Below are 24,516 nucleotides of genomic sequence, written 5' to 3' on the forward strand. Positions count from 1 at the left end.
CCGGTGTGGCGGACCCTGGACCCCGTCTCTGGTGCAGGGCCCACCGTCGCGGGTGGACTCCCGCCGTCACGGGCGCGATCCTCACCGTCGTTGGCGCGGGCCGCCGTCGACGGTGCGGGCCCGTTGGCTCACCGCCCGCGCGAACGCCCGCCGGAGCCACCGTGCCCGGAGCCACCGAGCCCGGAGCCACCGGGTCCACCGGATGCGTCATGCCCGCCAGCCGTGTCGGAGCCGCGCCGCCCGCGCCGACCGCCGGCCCCGCCCGGGGAGCCGGTTCCGGTCCCGCCCCGACCACCCGGGGAGCCGGCTCCGCCACGGCCACCGGGGGTGCCGGGGCCGCCGTAGCGGGCGAAGCCTCCAGGGGCGCCGAGGCCCCCGAGGCCGCGCAGGCGCTCCAGTTCGCGGCGGTCCCGCTTGGTGGGACGGCCCGCGCCCCGGTCGCGGAGCCCGGCGGGGGCGATCGCCTCACGGGGCGGAGGCGGCGGCGAGTTGTCGATGTAGCACTGCACGGCCACGGGCGCCCCGACCCGCTTGCGGATCAGGCGCTTGACGATCACGACCCGCTCCCGGCCCTCGTGCCGCAGCCGTACCTCGTCGCCGACGCGCACCGAGTACGCGGGCTTCACCCGCTCGCCGTTCACGTGCACGTGTCCGCCCCGGCACGCGGTGGCGCCCAGGGAACGCGTCTTGATCAGGCGCACGGCCCAGATCCAGCTGTCGATGCGGACGGTCTCGCCGTTGGCGGGCCCGGCGGCCTCGGCCGCGGCCACCGCGGCGGCGATCTTGGGGTCGAGCGGTTGCGTAGCGGCAGCGGAAGCGGGAGCGGAACCCGTCCCGTCCGCCCCGTCGCTCGCCGTGCCGGACTCCTCGCCCGTTCCACGGTCCACGTTCTCGTCCGCATCCTCGGAAGCCATGTCCCGACCTTAACGCCCCGGGACCGCTGAGCCGGAAGTGTTTTCACCGGGCTCCCGCGAGACGTCCGCGCGCCTCGGCCCGGCCGGATCGCCCCGGTGCCGGCCGCGCCGCCGAACCGGACACCGAGTGGACGACAGGGCTGTGGCCGTATGCGGCCGACCTCCCAGTGGCCTCCTGATCTGCGGCTTCATGGCACTGGCAGCGCATTCCCCGGGCTCGCCGGGGCATACGGTGGCGGTATGGACGACACCAGCGCCCTCGCCCGGCTCGACCGGCTCGTCGCCGACTGCCGGGCCTGTCCCCGGCTGGTCGACTGGCGTGAGGAGGTGGCCCGCACCAAGCGGGCCGCGTTCGCCGACTGGACGTACTGGGGGCGGCCCGTGCCCGGTTTCGGACCGGCCGATGCCCGACTGGTGATCATCGGCCTGGCCCCGGCCGCGCACGGCGGCAACCGCACCGGCCGCATGTTCACCGGTGACCGCTCGGGAGACGTGCTCTACCAGGCCCTCTACGACGTGGGCCTCGCCTCGCAGCCCACCTCGGCCAGCGCCGACGACGGTCTGGAGCTGTACGGCGTGCGGGTCACGGCACCCGTGCACTGCGCCCCGCCCGCCAACAAGCCGACGCCGGGGGAGCGGGACACCTGCCGCCCCTGGCTGGTCCAGGAGCTGACGTTGCTCCGGCCGACGGTGCGCGCCGCGGTCGTCCTGGGCGCCTTCGGCTGGCAGGCGGCGCTGCCTGCGTTCGCGGAGGCGGGCTGGACCGTGCCCCGCCCCCGCCCCGCCTTCGCACATGGCACCCGGGTCGCGCTCGACGGCCTGGAACTCTTCGGCTGCTTCCACGTCAGCCAGCGCAACACCTTCACGGGGCGGCTGACCACGGAGATGCTGCGCGAGGTCCTGCGCACGGCGGCGGACGCGGCCGGACTGCCGTAGCGCACCGGCATCGTCAGGGTCCACCGACAACCCGACAACCCGACACCCCGGCTGCCGACAGCCGACCGTCCGCCCGTCATCAGCAGGCGGCGGTCACGGCCGCCACACATACCGGACGTCCGGCTCCCGCTCCTCGTTGCCGCTGCCGTCGGTGTACTCGGCGGCGACGAAACCGTGCCGCTCGTAGAAACGGTGCGCGGGGGCGTTGACCTGGAAGGTCCAGAGGGTGAGGCCCTGCGGCCGGCGCTCCTTGGCCAGGGCCACGAACCGGTCGCCGAGGCCACGGCCCCGCCAGTCGGGGGCGAGGTAGAGCTGGGACAGCTCGTCGTCGCCCAGCACCATCAGACCGACCACGTCCCCGTCCGTGTCGGCGACCCAGGTCTCGCGCGACGGCACCACCACGTCCCGGAAGTACGCCCGTACCTCGTCGTCCGAGTGGGCCCGGCCGACCGTGGGCAGGGCGGTGGCGAAGGACCGCAGCCAGACGTCGGCGGCGGCGCCGGCGTCCGCCGTCCCCGCCCGGCGGAGCACGACCGTGTCCGCCACCGGTCGCCGCTCCGCCGGTTCCGGCTCTGCCGACGTCGCCGATCGCCGCTCCGCCCGATCCGGCACCGCGGCCGTCGCCGTGATCTCCACGAGCTGACCGGTGTACCCGAGACAGGAGACCCCGAGCAGCGTCGACGAGTGCGGTCCCCTGCTCAGGCCCGACGCCTCGACCACCTTCCACACCTCGGAGAGCGTCGCCGGCTCGTCGGCGACCACGTACACCTCCGTCACCAGCACGTGCTCCAGATCGCTGCCGACCGCCCGCAGCTGCTCGCGCAGATTGGCGATCACCTGCTCGGCCTGGCGCACGGGATCGCCCGGTCCCACCAACTCGCCGTCGGCGGTGAGCGGCACCGCCCCCGCGAGGAAGGCGAGCCGCGTTCCGGCCTCGACGACGGAGACGTGGGAGTAGGAGGGCGGAGGGAAGAGGGCGGGGGCGGTCACACGCCGGATCACGGAAGCGGCTCCTGGTGGGGTCGGTGGACAGCGTCTTCGATGATCGGGCCTCCGTCACCCCGCCCGCATCCGAATTAGCCGGGCCCGCCCCGCGGCGCCACCGGAATTCCGGGAGCGGCACCAGGCACCGCTGCGGCAGGCTGGGCGCATGCCTGAGCCATCGGACAGCGACTTCCTCGCCCGCACCGCCGACCGCCTGGCCGCCCTCCCCGCCGTCCGGGCCGTGGCCCTCGGGGGCTCCCGAGCCGAGGGCACCCACCGCCCGGACAGCGACTGGGACCTCGCCGTCTACTACCGCGGCGCCTTCGACCCGGACGACCTGCGCGCCCTCGGCTGGCCGGGCGAGGTCTCCGACATCGGCGGCTGGGGCGGCGGTGTCTTCAACGGCGGCGCCTGGCTGACCATCGACGGCCGCCGGGTCGACGTGCACTACCGGAACCTGGACGCCGTCGCACACGAACTGGCGGAGGCGGAGGAGGGCCGCTTCCGGGTCGAGCCGCTGCTGTTCCACCTGGCCGGCATCCCCAGCTACCTGGTCGTCGCGGAACTGGCGGGCAACCGGGTCCTGCGCGGCGACCTCCCGCGCCCGGCCGGATACCCGCCGAAGCTACGCCGCTCCGCCACCGGCCACTGGTCCGGCTCCGCCTGCGCCACCCTCTCCTACGCCCGGGCCAACCACGCCCCGCACGGCCGCCTCACGGAGACCGCCGGGGCACTCGCCACGGCCGCCGTCCAGGCCGCGCACGCCGTCCTCGCGGCCCGCGGGGAGTGGGTGACGAACGAGAAGCGGCTGCTGGAGCGGGCCGGGCTGCGGGCGGTGGACGCGGTGCTGGGCGGCCTCGGGGCCGATCCCGAGACCCTCGCCGACGCCGTCACCAGGACCGAGGGAATTATCGCCGGGGCATTGCGTTCATAAAGATGCCGGTGCTTCCCGGCGGCTTTCACACGGCCGAAACGTGATCGTTCCGTTTGCGCGGGGAACGCGGTTTACCGTGGAGCCTCACCCGTCGGCCACCGTCGTCCGAGGGCCCACTCCGCCCTCGTATGAACAGGAGCCCCGTGAACCGGCCCGCCGTACCCCTCTGGCTAGCCCACGCCTTCCGTGCCCAGCGCGGCCCCGTCCCCTGGAACGCGGTGTGCCGGGGAGCGCTCGCCGCCGGGCCGGCGCTGCTCGCCGGGATGCTCGCCGGGCGGACGGCCCTCGGGGTGCTCGCCGCCATCGGCGCGATGCTCGCCGGCATGAACGACCGGCCGGGCAGCAGGCGCGCCTCCGTGCGGCGGCTCGGCGTGCCCGCGCTGGCCGGGGCAGTGGGACTGCTCGCGGGGACGTACGCCGGGCAGGGGCTGACCGCCGTACCGCTGACCCTGGCGCTCGCCGCGCTGGGGCTGCTCGCGGGCGGCGTCAGCGCCGTCGGGCCGGTCGCCTCCGCCGCCGGTACCCAGCTGCTCGTCGCCGCGGCCATCGGCGCCGGGACGCCGGCGGCCGAGCCCGGCTGGCAGCGGGCGCTCGCCTTCCTCGCCGGGGCCGGCTGGCTGCTCGCACTGCGGATCGTCCTGCCCACCCCCGGCTCGCTCACCGGGGACTTCCGGTTCGACGGGGAGCGGAAGGCGGTCGCCGACGTGTACGACGCGATCGCCGGGCTCGTCGAGGCCGTGGGCGGAGCCCGGACCACGGCGGCCCGGGCCGCGCTGACCGCCGCGCTCGACCACGCCCAGGACGCCCTCGCCGGACCCCGGCTGCGCCGGTACGCCGGCTCCGCCGCCGAGCGCCGGCTGCACGCGCAGTTCGCGGCGGCCCTGCCCCTCGCCGAGGCGGCCACCGCGCTCCACTGGGCCGGGGAGCCCGTGCCGGCGCGGGCGGCGCAAGGGCCCCGGCGGCTGGCCGCGGCGGTGCGGAACAACGCCGGCCCCGGACCCCTGCCCGCGCCCCACCGGTCCGCCCCCGCCCTGCGTGCCCTGGACGACGCCCTGCTGCGGGCCGCCGACGCCTTCGACCGGGGCGACGGCGCGCACCGCGGGCTGCTCGGCCGGCGCCGCGGCGTCCGGCACGCGCTGCGGGCCGCGCTCGGAGCCGGCGGCCGCGAGTACGGCGTGCGCGTCGCCCTCTGCTTCGGCGCCAGCGCCGCCATCGCCCAGGCCCTGCACCACGCCCGCTGGTACGGGCAGCACGCGCACTGGTACTGGCTGCCCGCCACCGCCGTCTTCCTCGTCAAGCCGGACCTCGGCCCGCTCGCCTCACGGGTGCTGTGCCGGGCCGCCGGCACGGTGCTCGGCGCCGTGGTGTTCGCCGGTCTCGCCGTGCTGCTGCCCCGCCCGGCCGGACTGGTCGTCCTGGTGGTGGTGTGCGGTGCCCTCATACCGGTCGCCATCCGGAACTTCGCGGCGCTCACCGCCGTCGCCACCGTCCTCGTCCTCGCCCTGATCATGGCCGGCGGCGAGCCGCAGGCATCGGTCAGCCGGATCGGCGAGACCCTGCTGGCCTGTGCGCTCGTGCTGCTCGTGGGGCACCTGCCGATGCCCGGGCGGCACGGCGGCGGGGTGCGGGACCGGCTCGCCGCGGCCGGTGGCGCCGCGCACGCCTACCTCCTGCACGTCCTCGGCGCCTCCGGGGACCGTCCCGAGCGGTGGGCGCTGCGCCGGGAGGCCTACCGGACCCTCGCCGAGGCCCGTTCCGCCATCGCGCTGTCCGCCGCCGAGCTGCCCGCCCTCGCCCGGCACACCGAGGGCACGGACGCCGTCGCCGAGGCGCTGGAACGGCTCGTGGACACCACCACCGCCTGCGCCGTGCACCTCGACGACACCGGGCGGCTCACCCCCCGGCACGTCCACCGGCTGCGGGAGGCGCTGGCGGAACTGGAGCAGCAGGGCGTACCGGTGGTGCGGCTGCCCGCCGCCGCGTAGCCGCCCCCACAGCCCAGCCCAGCCCGATCCAGTCCGATCCGATCCAATCCAGCCCAGCCCAGCCCAGCCCGGTCGGCCGCCTGCTCGCCGGTTCGTGCCGCTCGGCTGGAAAAATTTCCACGCCCCGCGATGAGTTCCGCGTCCGCCGGCGGTCACCACCCCGAACCGACCGTCGGACAGGAGGGCCCATGTCGCTTCCGGAGATCGTCTCGCGCGAGCAGTGGAGCGCGGCGCGCGAGGAGTTACGCCGCAAGGAGGAGGCGGTCAGAAGGGCGCGTGAGGTCCTGGACTCCGAGCGCCGGCGGCTGCCCATGGTCGAGGTGGACCCGGAGTACGTCTTCGAGGGCGGCGACGGCAAGGCCACCCTCCTCGACCTCTTCGAGGACCGGACCCAGCTCGTCGTCCACCACTTCATGTTCGCGTCGGAGTGGGAGACCGGCTGCCCGTGCTGCGCGGCCTTCCTGGACCAGGTCGGCCACCTCGCCCATCTGCGTGCCCGGAACACCTCCTTCGCGGCCGTCTCCCGGGCGCCGTTCACCCGCATCCTGCCGTTCAAGGCCCGGATGGGCTGGGCGGTGCCGTGGTACTCCTCGGCGCACAGCGACTTCAACCACGACTTCGCCGCCACCGTCGAGTCGGGCGGCGAACCGGTCGAACGCCCGGGCGTCAGCTGCTTCCTGCGCGACCACGACCGGGTCTTCCACACCTACTCGGTGTACGACGACGGACTGGACGTGCTGGGCACCACCACGGCCCTGCTCGACCTGACCGCGCTCGGCCGCCACCCCGCGGGAAGCGACCGGCTGAGGCTGCACGACGAGTACGACTGCTGACACGGAACGTACGGTTCGTGTCACAAGGTGAACGGATCCTCACGGTCCGCGCCGACCCCGTGTCGGCAATGTCTCAGTTGGATCACCGACCAGGCCGTTGCCCCTCTCCAGGGCGTTAACTCCTACACGGACAACGCTTCTGGAGGTGCGAGATGGTGAACGGGCGAACGGTGCTCGAACGCTTTCCCGCCGGTGGTCCGCGAGGCTCCTGGCCCGCGGAGGAGTTCGCGCACGCCCGGCGTCTCGAGGGGCTGCCCGCCGAGGTCGTCATGGACCTCGCGACGGACACGTTCCTGGTGATCGTCCGCGGCGGCGGGACGGCCGATTGAGACGCCCGAGTGAGACGGCCGGGTGGTACGACCCGGTGAGACGGTCCGTGAGACGGCCGAGTGAGCCGTCTCAGGCCGGCTTCGGCGCGGGTACCTTCTGTGCCGCCGGAGCCGGAGCCGGGGTCGACGCGGCCGCCGAAGCCGAACCGGACGCAGTCGCCGTAGCCGTAGCCGTAGCCGCAGCCGCCACCGTCCCCGTTCCCGCCCGCGCCGGTGTTCCCGCAGTGAACTGCCGCGCCTGGAGCGTGTACAGCTCGGCGTAGACACCACCCCTGGCCAGCAGCTCCTCCGGGGTGCCGGACTCCACCAGGCGCCCCTGCTCCAGGACGTGCACCAGATCGGCGTGACGTACCGAGGCCAGCCGGTGGGTGATCAGGACCACCGTCTGCCCGCCGTCCGCGAGTGCCCGGATCTTCTCGAAGACCTCCAGCTCGGCGCGCGCGTCCAGGGCCGCCGTCGGCTCGTCCACGATCAGGATGCTCCCGCGCCGGTAGGCGGCCCGGGCGATGCCCAACCGCTGCCACTGGCCGCCGGACAGCTCGTGACCGCCGCTGAAGTTCCGGGCGAGCAGGGTGTCCAGGCCACGCGGCAGTTCCGCGACCACCTCCTGGGCGCCCGCCTCGGCGATCGACGCGGCCAGGCGTTCCTCGGTCATCGGCGCGGCGGAGCGGCCGACGGCCACGTTCACCCGGGCGGTGAACGGCCAGCGCTTGAAGTCCTGGGCCACCATCGCGATGCGCTCGGCGAGCAGCCGCCGGTCGGCCCGCGCGGCGTCGACGCCGTCCCACAGGATCCGGCCGCGGCTCGGGGTGTACAGCCCCGCGAGCAGTTTCACCAGGGTGGTCTTGCCCGAGCCGTTCTCGCCGACGAGCGCGATGATGCGACCCAGGGGCAGGGTGAGGGTGACGTCGTCCAGGGCGGGGCGGGGCGGAGTCCCCGGGGGAAGGCCGGCCGGGTGCGAGTCGGTCGGGTGCGCGTCGGTCGGCTGAGCGTCGGCCGGGTGCTCGTCGTGCGGATAGCTGAAGGTGACGTTCTCGAAGCGGATCTCCTTCGGGTCCTCCGGCAGCGGCTCTCCGCCCGCCGGGATGGCCCGCTCGGCCGCCGCCACGTACAGCCGTTCGAGGTCCCCCACGAACAGGGCCTCCTCGTGCAACTGGTTGATCTCCAGCACCAGCGTGTCCAGGCTCGCGGCCCCCGTACGGATCGCGATCACCGCCGTACCGGCCACCGCCAGGGCCATCGCGCCGCCCAGCAGCAGCGCGCCCAGCGTCGCGTAGGTCGCCAGGGTCGCGAGGCCCGTCCAGGCGGCGGCGATCAGGCCGGTCCGGGCGGCCAGCCGGGACAACCGGGCCTGTTCCGCCTCCGCGGTCTCCGACATGGACCGGAAGTGCCGCAACAGGAACGGGCCCACCGCGTGCACCCGGATCTCCGGGGCGGCGGCCGGCTCGGTGAGCAGGTTGCCGATCAACTGGCCGGCCCGCGAGTGCTGCACCCAGGTGTGGAACGACTCGTAGCGGCGCCGGGCGTTGGTCAGCGCGCTCCACGCGCTGGGCAGGGTCATCGTGACCAGCAGCGGCAGCAGCGCCGGATGCAGCACGGTGAGCACGCCCGCCGCCGCGACCAGCGAGATCATCGCGTTGATCACCCGTGCGCCGTAGCCGATCATGTGCCGGGCGGACCGCGCGCCGTACTGGGCCGTGTCCAGCAGCTTGTGGAAGGCGTGGTCCTCGATCGCGGCCAGCTCGACGTTCGCGGCGCGTTCCAGGTACAGCTCCGTCGCCACCCGCTCCACCTTCGGCTCCAGCCGTCCGGTGGCGTACGTCGAGGCGCCCCGCAGCAGCGCCGCGACCAGCATCACGGTGGCCATCACCACCAGGGCGGGGGCGGCCGACCGCAGCCGCTGCTCGATGTCCGGGCCGGTGAGCAGCTTGCCGAGCGCGCTGTTCACGGCCAGCAGACTCACCGCCTGGGCCGCGCCCCGGCCCACCTCGGCGCACAGCACCACCCGTGCGGCCCGCGCGTCGGCCTGCCGGGCCAGCCGGAGACTCGACGCCAGCATGCCCGGCAGCCGGACCAGCATCGCCCGGAAGCTCAGCGTCAGAAAGGCGTCCGCGTGCTGGTTCCAGCCCATGTCGTACCGCAGCGGCCCGCCGAACAGCAGCCTCTCCGACGCCGACACCACGGGCTCGGGCGCCCCCCGTCTCTTCCTCACCGTGACCTCCCGTACGACCCCGACGGAACGGCCACTATCGCGGCCGGGGCGGCGGCCCGGCAGGGCGCGAGGAGAAGTGCGAGGGGCGCGGGGGGAGCACGGTCCGCGGCGGTGCGGGCGGGTGGCGCGCCGTCCGGGCGGACCGGGCGGCGCGCGTGGAGGTCAGGCCGACGCGGTCCGCGCGGCGGTCAGGCCGACGCTGCCCGCGACCAGTCCGGGACCGTGTCCGTCACCCGGCACAGCGCCAGGTACAGCGGGATCGGCGGGGTGTATGGGACGGTGCCCTCGGGGCGGTGGATGAGCCGGGCGGTGCCGTTGATCAGGGCACCGGTGGCGTAGCGGGCCGGGGCCGGCCAGGGCAGCGCGTAGTCGGAGTCCGACGGGACGATCCACCACCAGCGGGTGCCGTCGGCGTACACGCAGCCCACTCGCGGCAGCCGGGGTACGACGAGCGGACCGAGGCGGTCGGGGACGGCCACCGCGTCACAGCCGAGCGGAGCCGTCATGCCGTCCGGCAGGGACAGGCGCCGGCCCGGGTCCGGCGCGGGCCGCCGGCGTTGCAGCCGTACCAGCGTGTTCAGGCCGATCGCGGCCCCCGGACCGGCACCGATGCCACCGGATCCCCCGATGCCACCGGACCTCCCGGCGCCGCTCCCGGTACCGCCGACGCCCGTCATCGGTGCTCCCCGGGGAGACGCTGCCCGGGCGCGCGGTACGAGTACTGCTGCCCCGGCTCCCCCTGCTCGTACCGCGCCGGCTCGGCCTGCCCGCGCTGCCAGCGCTCCCCGTGCCCGCGCCGTCCCGACTCGCCGCGCCCGGCGAACTCCGCGTCCCGCAGGCCCGCCTCGGCCGACCGTTTGTCGTCGGAGACATCGGAGACATCGGAGACATCGGAGTCGTCGGGGCGGCCCGGCTTGGGGCGGGCGCCCCAGCCCAGGTCGCCCCGCGGCTCCGCAGGGTCCGGGTCGGCGTCGGTCCGGCGGGACAGCTCGGCCCAGACCAGCAGTCCAGGGCCGTGCTCCTGGGCACCCCAGGACCGGCACAGCACGTCGACGAGGAGCAATCCCCTCCCGTGCTCCTCGTCGGGTCGCTGCGGGGACGGGTGGGGTTCACCAGGAGCACAGCCCTCGTCGCGTACGGCTATGCGCACCGTGTCGTCGTGGTCGTGCAGCTCGCACACCACCCGGCCGCTCGCCGTGTGCACGATCGCGTTGGTGACCAGCTCGGAAATGACCAGGGCCGCGTTGTCGCAGGTGTCCGCGCAGACCGACCAGCCGGACAGCCGGGCGCGCGTCAGGCGTCTGGCCTGGGCGACGGAACCGGGATGTGCGGCCAGCTCGAAGCGGAAGGAGCGCCCGGCGGCGCGCCCCCGGGGGACGACGCCCTCACGCGCGCTCGCACCGGCTCGCGCGGGGGAACCCCCATCGGCACCGAGACCGCGAGGGCCTGCGGCGGCGTCTGTTCCTAAAGGCGCGGACGGAATCACGCCTGCCACTATCGCCCTGCCACGGACACTTGGCAAGAGTCACTCTGAAAATTGCAGAGTGCTGTGTGACTCGGTGAGGGGCCGTGGCACACTGCTCGCAACAGCACCTCGCGCGGCGCCAATTGGAGTGGTCGGAGATCCGCCTCGGACTTCGAATGAACCTTCGAATGGCGCCGTAGGGCTGTCAGGAGACATCGCGTGGAGGCTTCGGTGGAGGTGGGAGCGTGAGCGAGCCGCGGTCCGCGCCGACGGTGGGCCAGGTGGTCCTCGGCCGGCGCCTGCTCGACCTGCGGGAACGTGCCGGACTGAAGCGCGAGGAGGCCGCCCGGGTCCTCCGCGTCGCCCCCGCCACCATCCGCCGCATGGAGACGGCCGAGGTCGCCCTCAAGATCCCGTACCTGCAACTGCTGCTGAAGGCCTACGGCGTCCCCGAGGACGAGGCGGAACTCTTCGTCCAACTGGCCGAGGAGGCGAACCTGCCCGGCTGGTGGCAGCGCTTCCACGACATCCTGCCGGGCTGGTTCTCGATGTACGTCAGCCTGGAGGGGGCGGCCGCCCTCATCCGCTCATACGAGCCGCACTTCGTCCCCGGTCTGCTCCAGACCGAGGACTACGCGCGCGCGGTGCTGAAGTCCGGCGCCATCGGCCAGACCAGCCCGGAGGACATCGAGCGCCATGTCGCGCTGCGCATGCAACGCCAGGAGCTGCTCACCCGTCCCGACGCCCCCCGCTTCTGGGCGGTGATGGACGAGACGGCCCTGCGCCGCCAGGTCGGTGGGCCGGAGGTGATGCGTGCGCAGATCGACAAGTTGCTTGAGGCCACGAAGCTGGCCCATGTGACGCTCCAGGTCGCCCCGTTCGCCAACGGGCCGCACCCGGGGACGTACGGGCCCTTCGTGCTGTTCCGATTTGCCATGTCAGAACTGCCGGACATGGTCTACAGCGAGTACCTGACCGGCGCCGTCTACCTGGACGCGCGCACCGAGGTGGCGACCCACCTGGAGGTCATGGACCGCATGGCGGCGCAGGCCGCTACGGCACAACGCACGAAGGAGATCCTCCGGGATCTTCGCAAGGAGCTGTGAATGGAACGCATCAAGCCGCGCGGGCGTGTCTACAACGGCATGCCCGCGCGGGAGTTGGGCAGCGAGGGGTGGCACAAGCCCTGGAGCGGCGGCAACGGCGGGAACTGCCTGGAGGCGATGAAGCTCGCCGACGGCCGGATAGCCGTACGCCAGTCGACCGATCCGGACGGACCGGCGCTGATCTACACCATGGACGAGATGACCGCGTTCATCCGGGGCGCCAAGGCGGGGGAGGCCGACTTCCTGCTTACCTGATCTCATCGACGGCCCGGCCTCACGGTCCGTCGGCGATATTTTGATTGTTGCTCAGCTTCCCCATGGTGACAGTGACTTGATCATTCAACGCGTCCGACGTTCACGGAGTGCCGCATGACAGGGCAGGACCCGACCGCCATCGAGATCGACACCAGCAAGCCGCATCCCGCGCGGATGTACGACTGGTATCTCGGCGGCAAGGACAACTACCCCGTCGACGAGGCGATGGGCCGGCAGATGCTGGCCCTCGACCCCCGGGTGCCGGTGATGGCCCGGGTCAACCGCGCGTTCATGCACCGGGCCACCCGGTGGCTGGCCGCGCGGGGCGTACGGCAGTTCCTGGACATCGGCACCGGCATACCGACCGAGCCGAACCTGCACCAGGTCGCCCAGCAGGTCACGCCGGACGCCCGGGTCGTCTACTGCGACAACGACCCGATCGTGCTGGCCCACGCGGCGGCCCTGCTGCGCAGCACACCCCAGGGCGTCACCGAGTACCTCCAGGCCGATGTGCGCGACCCGGACGCGATCATCGAGGGCGCCGGGCGGATCCTGGACCTCGGCCGGCCGGTCGCCCTCTCCCTGGTCGCCCTGCTGCACTTCATCACCGACGAGGACGGCGCACACGACCTCGTCTCCCGGCTGCTGGCCGCCCTGCCGTCCGGCAGCTACCTGATGATGACCCACGCCACGGCCGACTTCACCCCTGAGGAGTCGGCGGCGGCCACCGAGAAGCTCAAGGCCGCCGGCATCACCCTCGCCCTGCGCTCCCGCGAGGCGTTCACCCGCTTCTTCGCCGGCCTGGAGCTGATCGACCCCGGCGTCGAGGTGGTCCACCAGTGGCACCCCGAACTGGGCGAACCGGTGCCGGGCCAGGACGACGGCGTGATCCCGGGGTACGGCGCGGTGGCCCGCAAGCCCTAGCACCTACGGCGGCATCCGGCGAGCCCCGCACCGGCTCCCGGCCCCTGGCCGCCCCTTGCCCCGTCCTCTGGGCTCACCGGCTCACCGGCTCACCGGCTTACCGGTTCACCCCGGCGGCAGCACGCGGCACAGCGCCTCCAGCGCCGCTGCGTAGGCGTGCTCCGCAGGGGCCGCGTATCCCACCACCAGGCCGTCGTCGGCCGCCGCCGGGCCGCGTGGATGCCGGAACGCGGCCAGACCGTCCAGGGCGACGCCCTGCCACGCGGCGGCCTTCACGGTGGACCGCTCCGTGCCGGGCGGCAGCCGCAGCACCGCGTGCAGCCCGGCGGCGATGCCCGTCACCTCGATGTGCGGCGCGTCCTCGGCGAGGGCGGCGACGAGCCGGTCGCGCCGCCGCCGGTACGTCTGCCGCATGCGCCGCACATGGCGGTCGTACGATCCACAGGCCATGAAGTCCGCGAGCGCGAGCTGGTCCAGGACGCTGGCCCACCCCTCCCGCTCGCCCTTCGCCGCCAGCACCGGCCCCACATACCGCTGTGGCAGGACCATCCAGCCCAGCCGCAACGCCGGCGACAGGCTCTTGCTGACCGACCCGATGTGGATCACCCGCTCCGGATCGAGTCCCTGGAGCGCGCCGACGGGCCGGCGGTCGTAGCGGAACTCGCCGTCGTAGTCGTCCTCCAGCACCACCGCCCCCCGCGCGCGTGCCCAGTCGATCACCGCCGCCCGGCGCTCCGGGTGCAGCGGGCCGCCGGTCGGGAACTGGTGCGCGGGCGTCAGCAGCACGGCCCGCTCACGCCCGAGCGCGTCCACCCGCGCGCCGTGCTCGTCCAGCGCCAGCGGTACGGTGCGCACCCCGGCCGCCGCGAGCAGTTCCCGGTGGAAGCCCAGCCCGTACGCCTCGACCCCGAGCGGACCCCGCAGCACCCCGCCCGCGGCCGGCACCTCCCCAGCGCCCCGGCCGAAGAGCAGCCGCAACGCGTGCGCGAAGCCCGAACAGATCACGATCCGGTCCGGCTCGGTACGCACCCCCCGCGCGCGTGCCAGGTACTCCGCCAGCGTCTCCCGCAGCTCGCGCCGCCCGGCCGGGTCGCCCGGTCCGAACGCCTCGCTGGGCGCCGCCAGCAGTGCCCGGCGGTACGACGCCGACCAGGCCGCGCGCGGGAAGGCCGACGCGTCCGGTGTCCCCTGGCGCAGGTCGTGCCGTGGACCACGCGCGCGCGGGGGCGCCTCCACCGGTGTCCGGAGGGTGGGCCGCAGGGGCTCCGTCCGGTCGGCGACCCGGGTGCCCGAACCCTGCCGGGAGGTCAGCCAGCCCTCCGCGACCAGTTCCGCGTACGCGTCGGCCACCGTGTTGCGGGCCACGCCCAGGTCCGCGGCGAGCGACCGGTACGGCGGCAGCCGGGTGCCCGACGCCAGCCGCCCATCGCGCACGGCCTCCCGCAACGCCCTGGTCAGCGCCGCCCGCCGGCCTCCCGGACCGGACAGCTCCAGATGCAGGTCGGCACCGATCCGCTCCGCGGAATTGACCCACGAATCCGTCATGGAAATGCACCCTACAGCCGGTCTTTGGGCCCCATAAGTTGAAGCAGATGACGACGAACACGAACCCGAACACGGCCGCCGCCTCCACGTCCACGTCGACGTCCACCTCCGCCTCCGCCTCCGCCGTCTCCACTCCCTGTACGACCACCACGCCCGGCATCACCACCGGCATCAGCACCAAGATCGCCGCCGCCGAGGCCGCCCGCACCCGCCTGGACTTCGCCAAGGCCGCGCCGAAGGTCTTCCGCGCGATCATCGGCCTCGACGCCGCGGCCCGTCAGGGTCTCGACCCCGCCCTGGTCGAGCTGATCCAGATCCGCGCCTCCCATCTCAACCACTGCGCCTACTGCCTGCACATGCACACCAACGACGCCCGTAAAGCCGGCGAGAGCGAGGACCGGCTCCACATGGTCGCCGTCTGGCGCGAGGCCCGGCACTTCTTCACCCCGAGGGAACAGGCCGCCCTCGCCCTGACCGAGGCGGTCACCCTGGTCGCCGAGGGCGGTGTCCCCGACGCCGTCTACGCGGAGGCCGCCACGCACTTCGACGACCAGGAACTGGCCCAGGTGCTCTCCCTGATCCTCGCGATCAACACGTGGAACCGGGTGGCCCTGGCCACGGGAAAGGTGGCGGGCACGGACGAACGCGCCGCCTGACCGTTTCGCTGAACCCGAACCCGAACCCGAACCTGGATCATGGAGCCGGAGCTTGGACCTCGGCTTCAGCTTTGGCCCGGCTCGGCCTCCTCGGACCACGCTTGCGGACTGGGCCTCAGACCACCATCGGCCGGTCGGTGGGCGCGATCGGGGCCGGGAGCCGGGAACGCCCCGTCAGATGGCGGTCGACAGCCGCCGCGACCGCCCGCCCCTCCGCTATCGCCCACACGATGAGCGACTGCCCGCGCGCCGCGTCCCCCGCCGCGAACACTCCGGGGACGTTGGTCGCGAAACCGTCGTCCCGGGCGATCGTCCCGCGCGGACCCATCACCAGCCCCAGCTGCTCGATCAGCCCGTCCTCCCGGTCAGGCCCCGAGAACCCGAGCGCGAGCAGCACCAGGTCGGCCGGGACCGTCCGCCCGGTGCCCGGCACCGGAGTCCGTCGCGCGTCCACCTCCACCAGGTGCAGCGACCGCACGCGCCCCGTCTCGTCCCCGGTGAAGCGGAGCGTGGACGCCGCGAACAGCCGGGCGTCCGCGTCCGCCGCCGGAGCCGTCCGCAGATCCCGCGCCTCCTCGTGCGCGGCCGACAGCCGGTAGATCTTCGGGTACGTCGGCCACGGCTCGCTGTCCTCGTCGCGCTCCGCGCCCGGCTGCGCGTAGATGTCCAGCTGGGTCACGGACGCGGCCCCCTGGCGCACCGCGGTGCCCAGGCAGTCCGCACCGGTGTCCCCGCCGCCGACGATCACCACATGCTTGCCGGCGGCCGACAGCGGTGAGACCTCCAGATCCCCCTCACAGACCCGATTCGCCAGCGGCAGGTACTCCATCGCCTGGTGTATCCCGTCCAACTCCCGGCCCGGCACCGAAAGTTCCCGCCACGCCGTCGCACCCGTCGCGATCACCACGGCGTCGTACCGGGTCCGCAGCTCGGCAGCCGAGACGTCCCGGCCGACCACCGTCGACGTCCGGAACTTCGTCCCCTCGGCCCGCATCTGCTCGATCCGCCGCTCCAGATGCCCCTTCTCCATCTTGAACTCGGGGATGCCGTACCGCATCAGCCCGCCGATCCGGTCGTCCCTCTCGTACACCGCGACCGTGTGTCCCGCCCGGGTCAGCTGCTGCGCCGCGGCCAGTCCGGTGGGCCCGGAACCGATGACGGCGACCGTCTTCCCGGACAGCCGCTCGGGCGGCCGGGGCGGGGTGAACCCTTCCTCCCACGCCTTGTCGGCGATCGCGCACTCGACGTTCTTGATGGTGACGGCCGGCTGGTTGATCGCCAGCACACACCCCGCCTCGCACGGCGCCGGACACAACCGCCCGGTGAACTCCGGGAAGTTGTTGGTGGCGTGCAGCCGGTCGCTCGCGGCCCGCCAGTCCTCCCGCGAGACCAGGTCGTTCCACTCGGGGATGAGATTGCCCAGCGGGCAGGCCTGGTGGCAGAACGGCACCCCGCAGTCCATGCAGCGGTCGGCCTGCTTGCTGATGATGGGCAGCAGCGCACCCGGGACGTAGACCTCGTCCCAGTCCCGCACCCGCTGCTCGACGGGCCGCCGCGGCCACTCCTGGCGCGGCGTGGTCATGAATCCCTTGGGATCGGCCATGGCGTCTTCCTCGCGTACGGGCACCGGAGGCACCGGGTGTACGAAGGGCCGTGCGACATCGGGCGGCACCTTCGGCCACGATACGTCCCCGCCGACACCCCCGCAGGGCGGCGGACAGCGCTCCCTGCCGCGCTTCCCGGCCACCGGACTCACCGGACTCACCGGACTCACCGGACTCACCGGACTCACCGGACTCACCGGGCTCACGGGGCTCACGGGGCTCACCGAGCCGACCGGGCTCACCGACCGGTCCGACCGCTGCCACAAAGAACCCGGGGTCCAGTGCGTCAAAGCCCTGCTCCGGCCCGCTGAACGGTGAGACGGCAGGCAGGCGTCGACATGTCCGGCGGCGGTCCGGTTGACCGACCCGGAATCGGTGACGTCACCCCGCACCAACGTGACGCCCTCCGCTTCGAGATCCGGGTGCCGCGCCGGATCCCGCACCACGGCCGTCACCCTGTAGCCCCGCGCCCGCGCCTCGGCCGTCACGGCCGTCACGGCCCGCCCGGTTCGGCCCCGGCTCCGAAGAGCGCGACGGCCTGGTGACCCGCACCGCCTACGACGAGAATCCACCCCGCGTCGAATACGCCCTCACCTCGCTCGGCCGCACTCTGATCCCCCTTCCCGACGCGGCACGTGTCCGGAGCGAGACCCACCTTCCCGCCCTGCTCGCGCCCCGCCGCGCGGCCGGCCCCCGCGCCTGACCGTCCGCGCCGCACCGCCGGACCACCCGGCATCATGGTCCCTGTGCGACTCGAAGCGATCACCTGGGACCGGCTGGCCGAGCGGCTCGCCGACCGGCTGGCCGACGCCGTGCCCTCCGACGGAGGAGCCTGGCCGCGGGTCGGCTTCGACGGTGCCCCGGCCGCTCACCCCGGAGACCTCGCCGCGCGGGTCGGTGAGGCGCTGCGGGTACGCGGCAGGCCCTCTCTCGTCATCGGCACCGAGGGCTTCCTCCGCCCGGCCTCGCTGCGTCTGGAGCACGGACGGCGGGACACGGAGTCCTACTACAACGGTTGGTTCGACACGGGTGCCCTGTGGCGGGAGGTCTTCGGTCCGCTCGACCCGGGAGGCAGCGGGCGGATCCTGCCCGACCTGTGGGATCCGGTCACGGACCGGGCCACCCGCAGCCCGTACGTCCAACTTCCGCCCCGCGGAATCCTTTTGGTCCACGGCCCCCTCCTGCTGCGCCACTGGTTTCCCTTCGATCTGACCGTGCATCTCCTCCTTTCCCCGGGTGCCCTGCGCCGCCGTACCCCCGAGTCCGACCACTGGACCCTCCCCGCCTTCGCCCGCTACGAGGCCGAGACCGATCCGGCCGGGACGGCGGACGTCCTGGTCCGTGCCGACGATCCGCGGCACCCCGCCTGGAACGGCTGACCGGCGACACCGTCCAGCGAATCGGCTCGCGTCGTCGGCCCACTCCGCGCGTTCGGCCGACGGCGGCCCGCCGGCCGTCTCCGCGCCGCGGGGGTGCTCCGGTGTCAGAGCCAGCCGTTGCGCCGGAAGCCCCGGTACAGCGCCAGACAACCCGCCGCCATCACCGCCATGACCAGCGGATAGCCGAACTCCCAGTGCAATTCCGGCATGTGCTCGAAGTTCATGCCGTACACCCCGCACACCATCGTCGGCACGGCGATCACCGCGGCCCAGGCGGTGATCCTCCGCATGTCCTCGTTCTGTGCGACCGTCACCTGTGCCAGATGCGCCTGCAAGATGGAGTTGAGCAGTTCGTCGAAGGCGGCGATCTGTTCCTTGGCGCGTATCAGATGGTCGAGTACATCCCGGAAGTAGGTCTGTATCTCCGGGGCGACGACCCGGATGGGACGGGTCGCCAGGTCTTCCACCGGGCGGACCAGCGGCACCACCGCCCGCTTCAACTCCAGCAGTTCCCGCTTCATCTGATAGATCCGGCCGGGATCGAGACGTGCGCCGTTCTCCGAGAACACCTCCGTCTCGACCTGGTCGATGTCGGACTGCACCGCGTCCGTGACGTTCAGATACTCGTCGACCACATGATCGGCGATCGCGTGCAGAACCGCCGCCGGCCCCTTGGCGAGCTGGTGCGGATTCGCCTCCAACTCCTCGCGCAACGGACCGAGTGAGCCGTGTCGGCCGTGCCGCACCGTGATGAGGAAGTCCTCACCGACGAATGCCATGATCTCGCCGGTGTCCACCACCTCGCTGGTCGCCGTCAGCCGCTCGTGCTCCACGTAGCAGACGGTCTTGAGCACCGCGAACAGCGTGTCCCCGTAACGCTCCAGCTTCGGCCGCTGGTGTGCCTCGACCGCGTCCTCCACCGCCAGCGGATGCAGGTCGAACAGCTCGGCGATGCCCGAGAATTCAAGGTCCGTCGGCTCGTGCAACCCGAGCCAGACGAAGCCCTCGCCCGACTTGCGCACCAGCCGTACGGCCTCCACGAGGTCGGCGCACCCGGGCACGCGCACACCCTCCTGGTACGTCACGCAGTTCACCACCGAGGAGCCCAGGGGCGACCTGGCGGGGTGGCTCAGGTCCACGCGCGGCCGACGCCGGGCCAGCCGCGCCACCTTGCGCAGGCCACCACCCCTGCCCAGTCCCGTGACCTTTCGCAGATTCCCTGCCATGGACATCTGGATCTCCTCGTGTGGATCTCCTCGTGCAACGCTTCCGCGCCTTGCCCCGCAAGTTTGCCAGTCCCGGGGCAAAGCGCGGGCAAGCCTGTGGGAACGCGGAATTCCGCTTGGTTCCCGCCTGTGGACAGAGCGACCGCGGAACAGAGAGACCCCGGAGAGGAACAACCATGATGACTGGGATGATCGGGGACATGACGCGATCGGACGGGTACCTCCTGGACAACCGGCAGAGCGAGGCGGGCCGGCGCTTCGACGCCTTCGCGGACCTCTTCGACCCCGTGACCTTCCGGCACCTCGAAGAACTCGGCGTCGCCCCGGGCTGGCGCTGCTGGGAAGCCGGGGCCGGCGGCACCTCCGTCGTGTCCTGGCTCGCCGGGAAGGTGGGACCGACCGGACAGGTCGTCGCCACCGACATCGACACCTCCCGGCTCACCCCCGCCGCGCGCCCGCCGGTGCGGGTCCGCGTCCACGACGTGAGCGCCGAGGAGCCTCCGGGAGAGGGATTCGACCTGGTCCACGCCCGGCTGGTCCTCGTCCACGTACCCGACAGGGAACGGGCCCTGCGGTCCATGATCGAGTCGCTGCGGCCCGGTGGACGGTTGCTCATCGAGGACGCCGACCCCGCCCTCCAGCCGCTGACCAGCCCGGACGAGTACGGCCCCGAGCAGCGGCTCGCCAACCGGCTGCGGCAGGGCTTCCGCCGGCTCCTCGCCGACCGCGGCGCCGACCTGTCGTACGGCCGTAAACTCCCGCGGCTGCTCCGGGAAGCCGGTCTGCGCGACGTGCAGGCCGACGCGTACTTCCCCATGGCCTCGCCTGCCTGCACCGCCCTGGAAGCGGCGACGGTCCGTCAGATCCGGGACCGGCTCGTCGCCGCCGGTCTGGCCACCGACGCGGAGATCGACCGACACCTGGCCAATGTGGAGTCCGGCGGCATGGACCTCGCCACCGCACCGATGATCTCGGCATGGGGGTACAAGAAGTAGTACCGCCGGCTCCTTGACCACGAGCCGCCTTGAGGCGCCGGAGCCGGCCACGTGATCGGCCTCAAGGCACGCTCCCCGAAAGCGGTGGTCTGCCACCGACCCGCTCCACCGCCCGCGCGCCCGCCGCACAACCCCGTGCCGCCGCCTCCTCCGGCGGCGCGCCCGCGAGCAGGGCGGCCAGGAAGGCACCGGTGAAAGCGTCCCCGGCGCCCGTGGTGTCACGAGGCGTCGCCGGTACGGCCGGGACCCGGGCCACCACCGAGCCGGACCGGGCCACCAGCGCACCGTCCGCCCCCGCCTTCGCCACCACCAGCGGCACGAGGCGGCTCAGCTTGGCCGCCGCGTCCACCGGATCCGGCAGCCCGGTCAGCAGGCACGCCTCGTCCCGGCTGGGCAGCAACACGTCCAGCCCCTCCGCGAACGTCAGGAAAGCGTCCACCCCCAGCCGTGCCAGGAAACCGGCCGACGCCGGGTCGAGACTGACCGGCACGCCACGCGCGCGTGCCGCCACGAGCGCGGTCCCGGCGAGCGCCCGGCTCGACTCCGTGAACAGCAGATAACCCGACAGGTGAAGTCGGGTCACCCCGTCGAGCAACGCGTCCGACCAGTCGGCCGGACCGAGCCGCAGGGACGCCCCGCTGTCCGTCAGGAACGTCCGCTCGGCCGCCGCGCCCGTGTCGACGAGGCAGACCACCGTCCCGGTCGCCGCCCGCGGATCCACCACCAGCCGGGGCCGCACCCCGGCCGCGACCAGCTCCCGCTCGTGCCACGAGGCGGCATCCGCGCCCACTCGCCCCAGCAGTCGCACGTCCCCGCAGCCCGCCGAGGCCGCCCAGCAGGCCACATTGGCGCCGGCACCGCCCGGCAACGTCCTGATCACGGAGGCCGTGTCGGTGCCGGCCGCGAGCGACCCCCGGTGCCGGGCGACCACATCCGTGACCACGTCCCCGACGACCAGCAGCGCTCCGCCGTCCCCCGCGCTCACACCCCGGCCCAGGCCGTGGCGATCCGCGCCGCCAGCCGTACGTTGCCGCGCACCGCCGCCAGATTGGCGCTCAGCGAGGCACCGTCGGTGTGCCGGACCAGGTGGTCCAGCAGGAACGGCGTCACCGCCTGCCCGGTGACTCCCTGCTCGCCGCAGGTGCGCAGCGCGTCGGCGAGCACGCGCGCGTGGAGGTCGGGATCGAGCTGTTCCGCTTCCGGGACCGGCTGGGCGACGATCAGCGCCGCATCCGGCGCGGCCAGGGCGTCCTGGGCACGCATGACGGCGGCGACCTGCTCGGGCGTGTCCAGCGTCCAGTCGACCGGATGCCCCGAGTCCGCCAGGTAGAAGCCGGGGAAGCGGTCCGTGCGGTAACCGGCGACGGCCACGCCCAGCGTCTCCAGCCGTTGCAGCGTCGCCGGCACGTCCAGGATCGATTTCACGCCCGCGCACACCACAGTGATCCTCGTCCGGGCCAGCAGCCCCAGGTCGGCCGACTCGTCCTGGGTGACGGTCCACTCCCGGTGCACACCGCCCAGCCCGCCGGTGGCGAACACCCGGATGCCCGCCAGCGCGGCCAGCCGGGCCGTCGCCGACACCGTGGTCGCGCCGCTCGCCCCCGCCGCCACGGCGAGCGGCAGGTCCCGGTGGCCCAGCTTGCGGATGCCGTCCTCGTTCGCGACCCGCTCCAACTGCCCCTCGTCGAGACCGACCCGGGGCCGACCGTCGAGCACGGCGACGGTCGCCGGCACGGCACCCTCCCGCCGCACCGTTTCCTCCAGCTCCCGCGCCACCTCCAGGTTCCGCGGACGGGGCAGACCGTGCGCGATGATCGTGGACTCCAGCGCCACCACCGGCCGTCGCGCGTCGAACGCCTCCCGGACTTCCTCCGACACCACCAGCACCACGTGCCCGCCTCCCGTCCGCCGGTCCTTCCTCATCTCTGGCGGGCACCGGCCACGGCTAAACGCTTGTGACCCGGAGGAGGGGCCACCAGCCTGGGACACATGACGAAGCACACCATGCGTCTCGACCACGTCGTCCTCTGGGTCGCCGACCCGGTCGCCGCGGCCGGCTTCTACGAGACGGCCGTCGGGCTGGAACCCATCGACGTCACCAGGTTCGCCGAGGGGGAGGTCGCCTTTCCCTCCGTACGCGTCAACGAGGAGACCATTCTCGATCTCGCCCCGCACGAGTTCGCCGAGCGGATGGAGATGCTGCCCGGTTCGGCCGAGAGCGCGGGCCACCCGGTCAACCACGTCTGCCTGTCCCTGCCGGCCGACGCCTTCGACGCCCTCCGCGCCCGCCTCGAGGACCACGGCGTACCCGTGTCCGGCATCGACCCCGGCCTGTCGGGCGCCCGCGGCAACGCCGCCCGCAGCTTCTACTTCCGCGACCCCGACGGCAACGTCTTCGAGGTCCGGCACTACGACCAGGATCCGTCTCACTGACCTCGCCGCCGGTCGGAAGACGCCGTGCCCGCGAGCCGGCCTGATCCGAGCCGAGCCGAGCCGAGCCGGAAGGCAGGCCCTGGCCGCGCCGGTTCCGGTCAGAACAGCGGCTCGGGCAGCACGCCCTCCAGCGCCAGCAGCTTCCGCTTGGTCTCCAGCCCGCCCCCGAAGCCGCCGATGCCGCCGCCGCTCTCCACCACCCGGTGGCACGGCACCACCACGGGCAGCGGATTGGCGCCCATCGCCGCGCCCACCGCCTGCGCCCCTCCGGGCTGCCCGACCCGCCCCGCCAGATCGCCGTACCCCACCACGGTGCCGTACGGCACACCGGACGCCAGCTCACGCAGCACCTGCCGGTTGAAACCGGAGATCAGCGACCAGTCCAGCGGCAGGTCGAAGCCGTGCCGCTCACCCGCCAGGTAGGCCCGCAGCTGACGTATCGCCTCGGCCAGCAGCGGGGAGCACGGATCCTCCAGGGGCTCGCCGCCCAGCCGGGCGGCCAGTCGCTCCAGCGCCCGGTCGCGCACCGCGTCCGAGGCATGGAAGACGACGTTGACCAGGCCGTCCCGGGTCGCCGCCAGCATCAGCGGGCCGATGTCCGTGTCGACCACGGCCCACACGACCCGCTGCCCGTCCTGCCCATGGCTGTCCATGCGCCCACCGTACGACCCGGCACTGACAACGCCCGCCCGGATCAGTCCGAACCCAGCGCCGACCGCACCACGTCGGGCTTGTTCGAGATGATCCCGTCGACGCCGCAACCGGCGACGCGGCGGGCGGCGGCCGCGTCGTCCACCGTCCAGGCGAACACTCCGAGCGGCCGACCGTGCGGCCCGGTGACGGAGTGCACCGCCGAGACGTACTCGCGGGTGAGCGCCGTCTGCGAGGGATTGACCAGATCGGCGAAGTCCGCGAACCGCGGCAACTGCGCCACGGGGGGCGCACCGAGGTAGGCGGTGGTGAGCGCCGGCTTCAGTTCGTGCACGGCCCGCACGCTGTCGGCGCTGAAGCTCTGCACGATCAGCCGGTCCCGGTGGCGGCCGTCCAGCCAGCCCTCGTTCCCGAGCAGCTTGAGCGTCTGCTGCTCGATGCCCGGGTACAGCTCCGGACTCTTGATCTCCAGCAGCAGCTTCTCGTGGTTGTGCTCGACCCGGCGCATGTACTGCCGGAGCGTCGGCACGCGCGCGCCCGCGTACGTGGGCGAGAACCAGCTGCCCGCGTCCAGCCGGGCGATCTCCGCGGCTGTGAAGTCCCGCACCTTCCACGGAGCCCGGCCGGGGAAGACGTCCTCGACGTTCGTGGTGCGTTCCAGGCTGTCGTCGTGCAGGACGACCAGTTCACCGTCCTCGGTGCGCTGGACGTCGTTCTCGACCCAGGAGAAGCCCAGCTCGGCGGCCCGGTCGATGGCGGCCAGCGTATTCTCGGGCGCGTAACCGGAGGCACCCCGGTGGGCGACCACGGTGGGCACGCCGTCGCCGCCCGCCCGGGCGTGTGAGGCGGGGCTCAGCAGGACGGCCGCCGCCCCCAGGACCGCGGCGATCGTGACGGCGACTACGCGTGCGTACATGCGTACTCCTCGCATCGGGCGAATACCGACAGCACCAGATTGAACGCCCTGGGTCAACGGTACCCGGGTGCACGATGACCACAGACTGAAGACCTGCGCCCCGAGTCGCTCACCAGTGGCGCACATCTGCGGCAAGGGCGTGTTTCTTTGCCGGAAAATCGTTCGACCATTCCGGTGGGAGTCATACTCTCTGCGACACCCTGACCGCCCGCGCGGTCCTGGGACGGGGGCACA

26 protein-coding genes and 2 pseudogenes are annotated in these 24,516 nt (G+C 73.4%); 14 read left to right on the top strand and 14 right to left on the bottom strand.

The window, feature by feature from the left end; all coding sequences use genetic code 11:
- Positions 1-128: 128 nt before the first annotated feature.
- Positions 129-914, bottom strand: coding sequence for an RNA-binding S4 domain-containing protein (locus IF37_RS0117530; protein WP_030743153.1), 786 nt, complete (start codon positions 912-914; stop codon positions 129-131).
- Positions 915-1,154: 240 nt separating this feature from the next.
- Here IF37_RS0117530 and IF37_RS0117535 point away from each other — a divergent pair, with 240 nt between their 5' ends.
- The gene (locus IF37_RS0117535; protein WP_030743155.1) at positions 1,155-1,850 is read left to right on the top strand and encodes a uracil-DNA glycosylase; all 696 of its coding nucleotides are present in this window, start codon (positions 1,155-1,157) and stop codon (positions 1,848-1,850) included.
- A gap of 93 nt (positions 1,851-1,943) precedes the next feature.
- Here the strand turns inward: IF37_RS0117535 and IF37_RS45820 are convergent, their stop codons facing one another.
- Together IF37_RS45820 and IF37_RS46385 are read right to left on the bottom strand one after the other, a co-directional pair.
- Complete coding sequence (locus tag IF37_RS45820; RefSeq protein WP_030743158.1) at positions 1,944-2,396, bottom strand: GNAT family N-acetyltransferase; 453 nt, start codon at positions 2,394-2,396, stop codon at positions 1,944-1,946.
- A 51-nt stretch (positions 2,397-2,447) separates the two neighbouring features.
- Positions 2,448-2,852: pseudogene (locus IF37_RS46385) on the bottom strand (RidA family protein); the annotation flags it as partial.
- Positions 2,853-3,000: 148 nt separating this feature from the next.
- On the opposite strand from IF37_RS46385, the gene IF37_RS0117545 reads away from it, so the two are divergent.
- The 4 genes from IF37_RS0117545 to IF37_RS44945 all read left to right on the top strand — a co-directional run bounded on the left by IF37_RS0117545 (position 3,001) and on the right by IF37_RS44945 (position 6,915).
- Entirely contained in the window at positions 3,001-3,768 is a 768-nt protein-coding gene (locus tag IF37_RS0117545; protein WP_030743160.1) for a nucleotidyltransferase domain-containing protein, read from the top strand.
- 128 nt (positions 3,769-3,896) lie between these two features.
- Positions 3,897-5,753, top strand: a complete 1,857-nt coding sequence (locus tag IF37_RS0117550; protein WP_030743162.1) for an FUSC family protein — start codon at positions 3,897-3,899, stop codon at positions 5,751-5,753.
- Between the two features lie 188 nt (positions 5,754-5,941).
- A complete protein-coding gene (locus IF37_RS0117555) occupies positions 5,942-6,586 on the top strand; it encodes a DUF899 domain-containing protein (RefSeq protein WP_030743164.1) in 645 nt (214 codons plus the stop codon).
- Between the two features lie 152 nt (positions 6,587-6,738).
- Positions 6,739-6,915, top strand: coding sequence for a hypothetical protein (locus IF37_RS44945; protein WP_173456879.1), 177 nt, complete (start codon positions 6,739-6,741; stop codon positions 6,913-6,915).
- 70 nt (positions 6,916-6,985) lie between these two features.
- Here the strand turns inward: IF37_RS44945 and IF37_RS0117565 are convergent, their stop codons facing one another.
- The 3 genes from IF37_RS0117565 to IF37_RS0117575 all read right to left on the bottom strand — a co-directional run bounded on the left by IF37_RS0117565 (position 6,986) and on the right by IF37_RS0117575 (position 10,622).
- Positions 6,986-9,127: an ABC transporter ATP-binding protein gene (locus IF37_RS0117565; protein WP_079165784.1), complete on the bottom strand. Its 2,142-nt coding sequence runs from the start codon at positions 9,125-9,127 to the stop codon at positions 6,986-6,988.
- 188 nt (positions 9,128-9,315) lie between these two features.
- Positions 9,316-9,804: a hypothetical protein gene (locus IF37_RS0117570; protein WP_253915793.1), complete on the bottom strand. Its 489-nt coding sequence runs from the start codon at positions 9,802-9,804 to the stop codon at positions 9,316-9,318.
- On the bottom strand, positions 9,801-10,622 hold the full coding sequence (locus tag IF37_RS0117575; protein ID WP_079165785.1) for an ATP-binding protein: 822 nt from the start codon (positions 10,620-10,622) through the stop codon (positions 9,801-9,803). Before IF37_RS0117575 ends, IF37_RS0117570 begins: the two co-directional genes overlap by 4 nt.
- 215 nt (positions 10,623-10,837) lie before the next feature.
- On the opposite strand from IF37_RS0117575, the gene IF37_RS0117580 reads away from it, so the two are divergent.
- From IF37_RS0117580 to IF37_RS0117590, 3 genes are all read left to right on the top strand, one after another.
- A complete protein-coding gene (locus IF37_RS0117580; RefSeq protein ID WP_030743173.1) occupies positions 10,838-11,698 on the top strand; it encodes a helix-turn-helix transcriptional regulator in 861 nt (286 codons plus the stop codon).
- Positions 11,699-11,953 carry a DUF397 domain-containing protein gene (locus tag IF37_RS0117585; protein ID WP_030743175.1) on the top strand — a complete coding sequence of 85 codons (255 nt, stop codon included), beginning with the start codon at positions 11,699-11,701 and terminating at the stop codon, positions 11,951-11,953.
- A 114-nt stretch (positions 11,954-12,067) separates the two neighbouring features.
- The gene (locus IF37_RS0117590; RefSeq protein ID WP_030743177.1) at positions 12,068-12,877 is read left to right on the top strand and encodes an SAM-dependent methyltransferase; all 810 of its coding nucleotides are present in this window, start codon (positions 12,068-12,070) and stop codon (positions 12,875-12,877) included.
- 105 nt (positions 12,878-12,982) lie between these two features.
- Here IF37_RS0117590 and IF37_RS0117595 read toward each other — a convergent pair whose 3' ends face one another.
- Positions 12,983-14,422, bottom strand: coding sequence for a PLP-dependent aminotransferase family protein (locus IF37_RS0117595; protein ID WP_030743179.1), 1,440 nt, complete (start codon positions 14,420-14,422; stop codon positions 12,983-12,985).
- A gap of 47 nt (positions 14,423-14,469) precedes the next feature.
- On the opposite strand from IF37_RS0117595, the gene IF37_RS0117600 reads away from it, so the two are divergent.
- Entirely contained in the window at positions 14,470-15,078 is a 609-nt protein-coding gene (locus tag IF37_RS0117600) for a carboxymuconolactone decarboxylase family protein (RefSeq protein ID WP_052845232.1), read from the top strand.
- A 115-nt stretch (positions 15,079-15,193) separates the two neighbouring features.
- On the opposite strand, the gene IF37_RS0117605 is transcribed toward IF37_RS0117600, so the two are convergent.
- The gene (locus tag IF37_RS0117605) at positions 15,194-16,681 is read right to left on the bottom strand and encodes a glutamate synthase subunit beta (protein WP_030743183.1); all 1,488 of its coding nucleotides are present in this window, start codon (positions 16,679-16,681) and stop codon (positions 15,194-15,196) included.
- Between IF37_RS0117605 and IF37_RS45830 the strand changes: the two genes are divergently transcribed.
- Positions 16,680-17,000, top strand: coding sequence for a hypothetical protein (locus IF37_RS45830; protein WP_030743185.1), 321 nt, complete (start codon positions 16,680-16,682; stop codon positions 16,998-17,000). The genes IF37_RS0117605 and IF37_RS45830 overlap by 2 nt on opposite strands.
- Before the next feature lie 80 nt (positions 17,001-17,080).
- On the opposite strand, the pseudogene IF37_RS46635 reads toward IF37_RS45830, so the two are convergent.
- Positions 17,081-17,254, bottom strand: a pseudogene (locus tag IF37_RS46635) (hypothetical protein); the annotation flags it as partial.
- On the opposite strand from IF37_RS46635, the gene IF37_RS0117615 reads away from it, so the two are divergent.
- The gene (locus tag IF37_RS0117615) at positions 17,224-17,385 is read left to right on the top strand and encodes a helix-turn-helix domain-containing protein (RefSeq protein ID WP_253915794.1); all 162 of its coding nucleotides are present in this window, start codon (positions 17,224-17,226) and stop codon (positions 17,383-17,385) included. The pseudogene IF37_RS46635 and the gene IF37_RS0117615 sit on opposite strands and share 31 nt — an antisense overlap.
- Positions 17,386-17,428: 43 nt before the next feature.
- Positions 17,429-18,061: a uridine kinase gene (locus IF37_RS0117620; RefSeq protein WP_030743189.1), complete on the top strand. Its 633-nt coding sequence runs from the start codon at positions 17,429-17,431 to the stop codon at positions 18,059-18,061.
- 104 nt (positions 18,062-18,165) lie between these two features.
- On the opposite strand, the gene IF37_RS0117625 is transcribed toward IF37_RS0117620, so the two are convergent.
- Positions 18,166-19,293, bottom strand: coding sequence for a magnesium and cobalt transport protein CorA (locus IF37_RS0117625; RefSeq protein WP_030743191.1), 1,128 nt, complete (start codon positions 19,291-19,293; stop codon positions 18,166-18,168).
- 194 nt (positions 19,294-19,487) lie between these two features.
- Here IF37_RS0117625 and IF37_RS0117630 point away from each other — a divergent pair, with 194 nt between their 5' ends.
- Positions 19,488-20,282 (top strand): methyltransferase domain-containing protein, encoded by a 795-nt coding sequence (locus tag IF37_RS0117630; RefSeq protein WP_030743193.1) that lies wholly within the window; start codon positions 19,488-19,490, stop codon positions 20,280-20,282.
- A gap of 61 nt (positions 20,283-20,343) precedes the next feature.
- On the opposite strand, the gene IF37_RS0117635 is transcribed toward IF37_RS0117630, so the two are convergent.
- Together IF37_RS0117635 and IF37_RS0117640 are read right to left on the bottom strand one after the other, a co-directional pair.
- Positions 20,344-21,279 (bottom strand): carbohydrate kinase family protein, encoded by a 936-nt coding sequence (locus IF37_RS0117635; protein ID WP_030743248.1) that lies wholly within the window; start codon positions 21,277-21,279, stop codon positions 20,344-20,346.
- A complete protein-coding gene (locus tag IF37_RS0117640) occupies positions 21,264-22,172 on the bottom strand; it encodes a pseudouridine-5'-phosphate glycosidase (RefSeq protein WP_030743195.1) in 909 nt (302 codons plus the stop codon). The genes IF37_RS0117635 and IF37_RS0117640 overlap by 16 nt, the downstream gene beginning before the upstream one ends.
- A gap of 99 nt (positions 22,173-22,271) precedes the next feature.
- On the opposite strand from IF37_RS0117640, the gene IF37_RS0117645 reads away from it, so the two are divergent.
- A complete protein-coding gene (locus IF37_RS0117645) occupies positions 22,272-22,715 on the top strand; it encodes a VOC family protein (RefSeq protein ID WP_030743197.1) in 444 nt (147 codons plus the stop codon).
- A 98-nt stretch (positions 22,716-22,813) separates the two neighbouring features.
- On the opposite strand, the gene IF37_RS0117650 is transcribed toward IF37_RS0117645, so the two are convergent.
- Positions 22,814-23,368 carry a methylated-DNA--[protein]-cysteine S-methyltransferase gene (locus tag IF37_RS0117650; RefSeq protein ID WP_030743199.1) on the bottom strand — a complete coding sequence of 185 codons (555 nt, stop codon included), beginning with the start codon at positions 23,366-23,368 and terminating at the stop codon, positions 22,814-22,816.
- Between the two features lie 41 nt (positions 23,369-23,409).
- Complete coding sequence (locus IF37_RS0117655) at positions 23,410-24,282, bottom strand: glycerophosphodiester phosphodiesterase family protein (RefSeq protein WP_030743206.1); 873 nt, start codon at positions 24,280-24,282, stop codon at positions 23,410-23,412.
- Positions 24,283-24,516: the final 234 nt, after the last annotated feature.

The sequence above is a fragment of the Streptomyces sp. NRRL S-31 genome, assembly GCF_000718775.1.
Classification (GTDB): domain Bacteria; phylum Actinomycetota; class Actinomycetes; order Streptomycetales; family Streptomycetaceae; genus Streptomyces.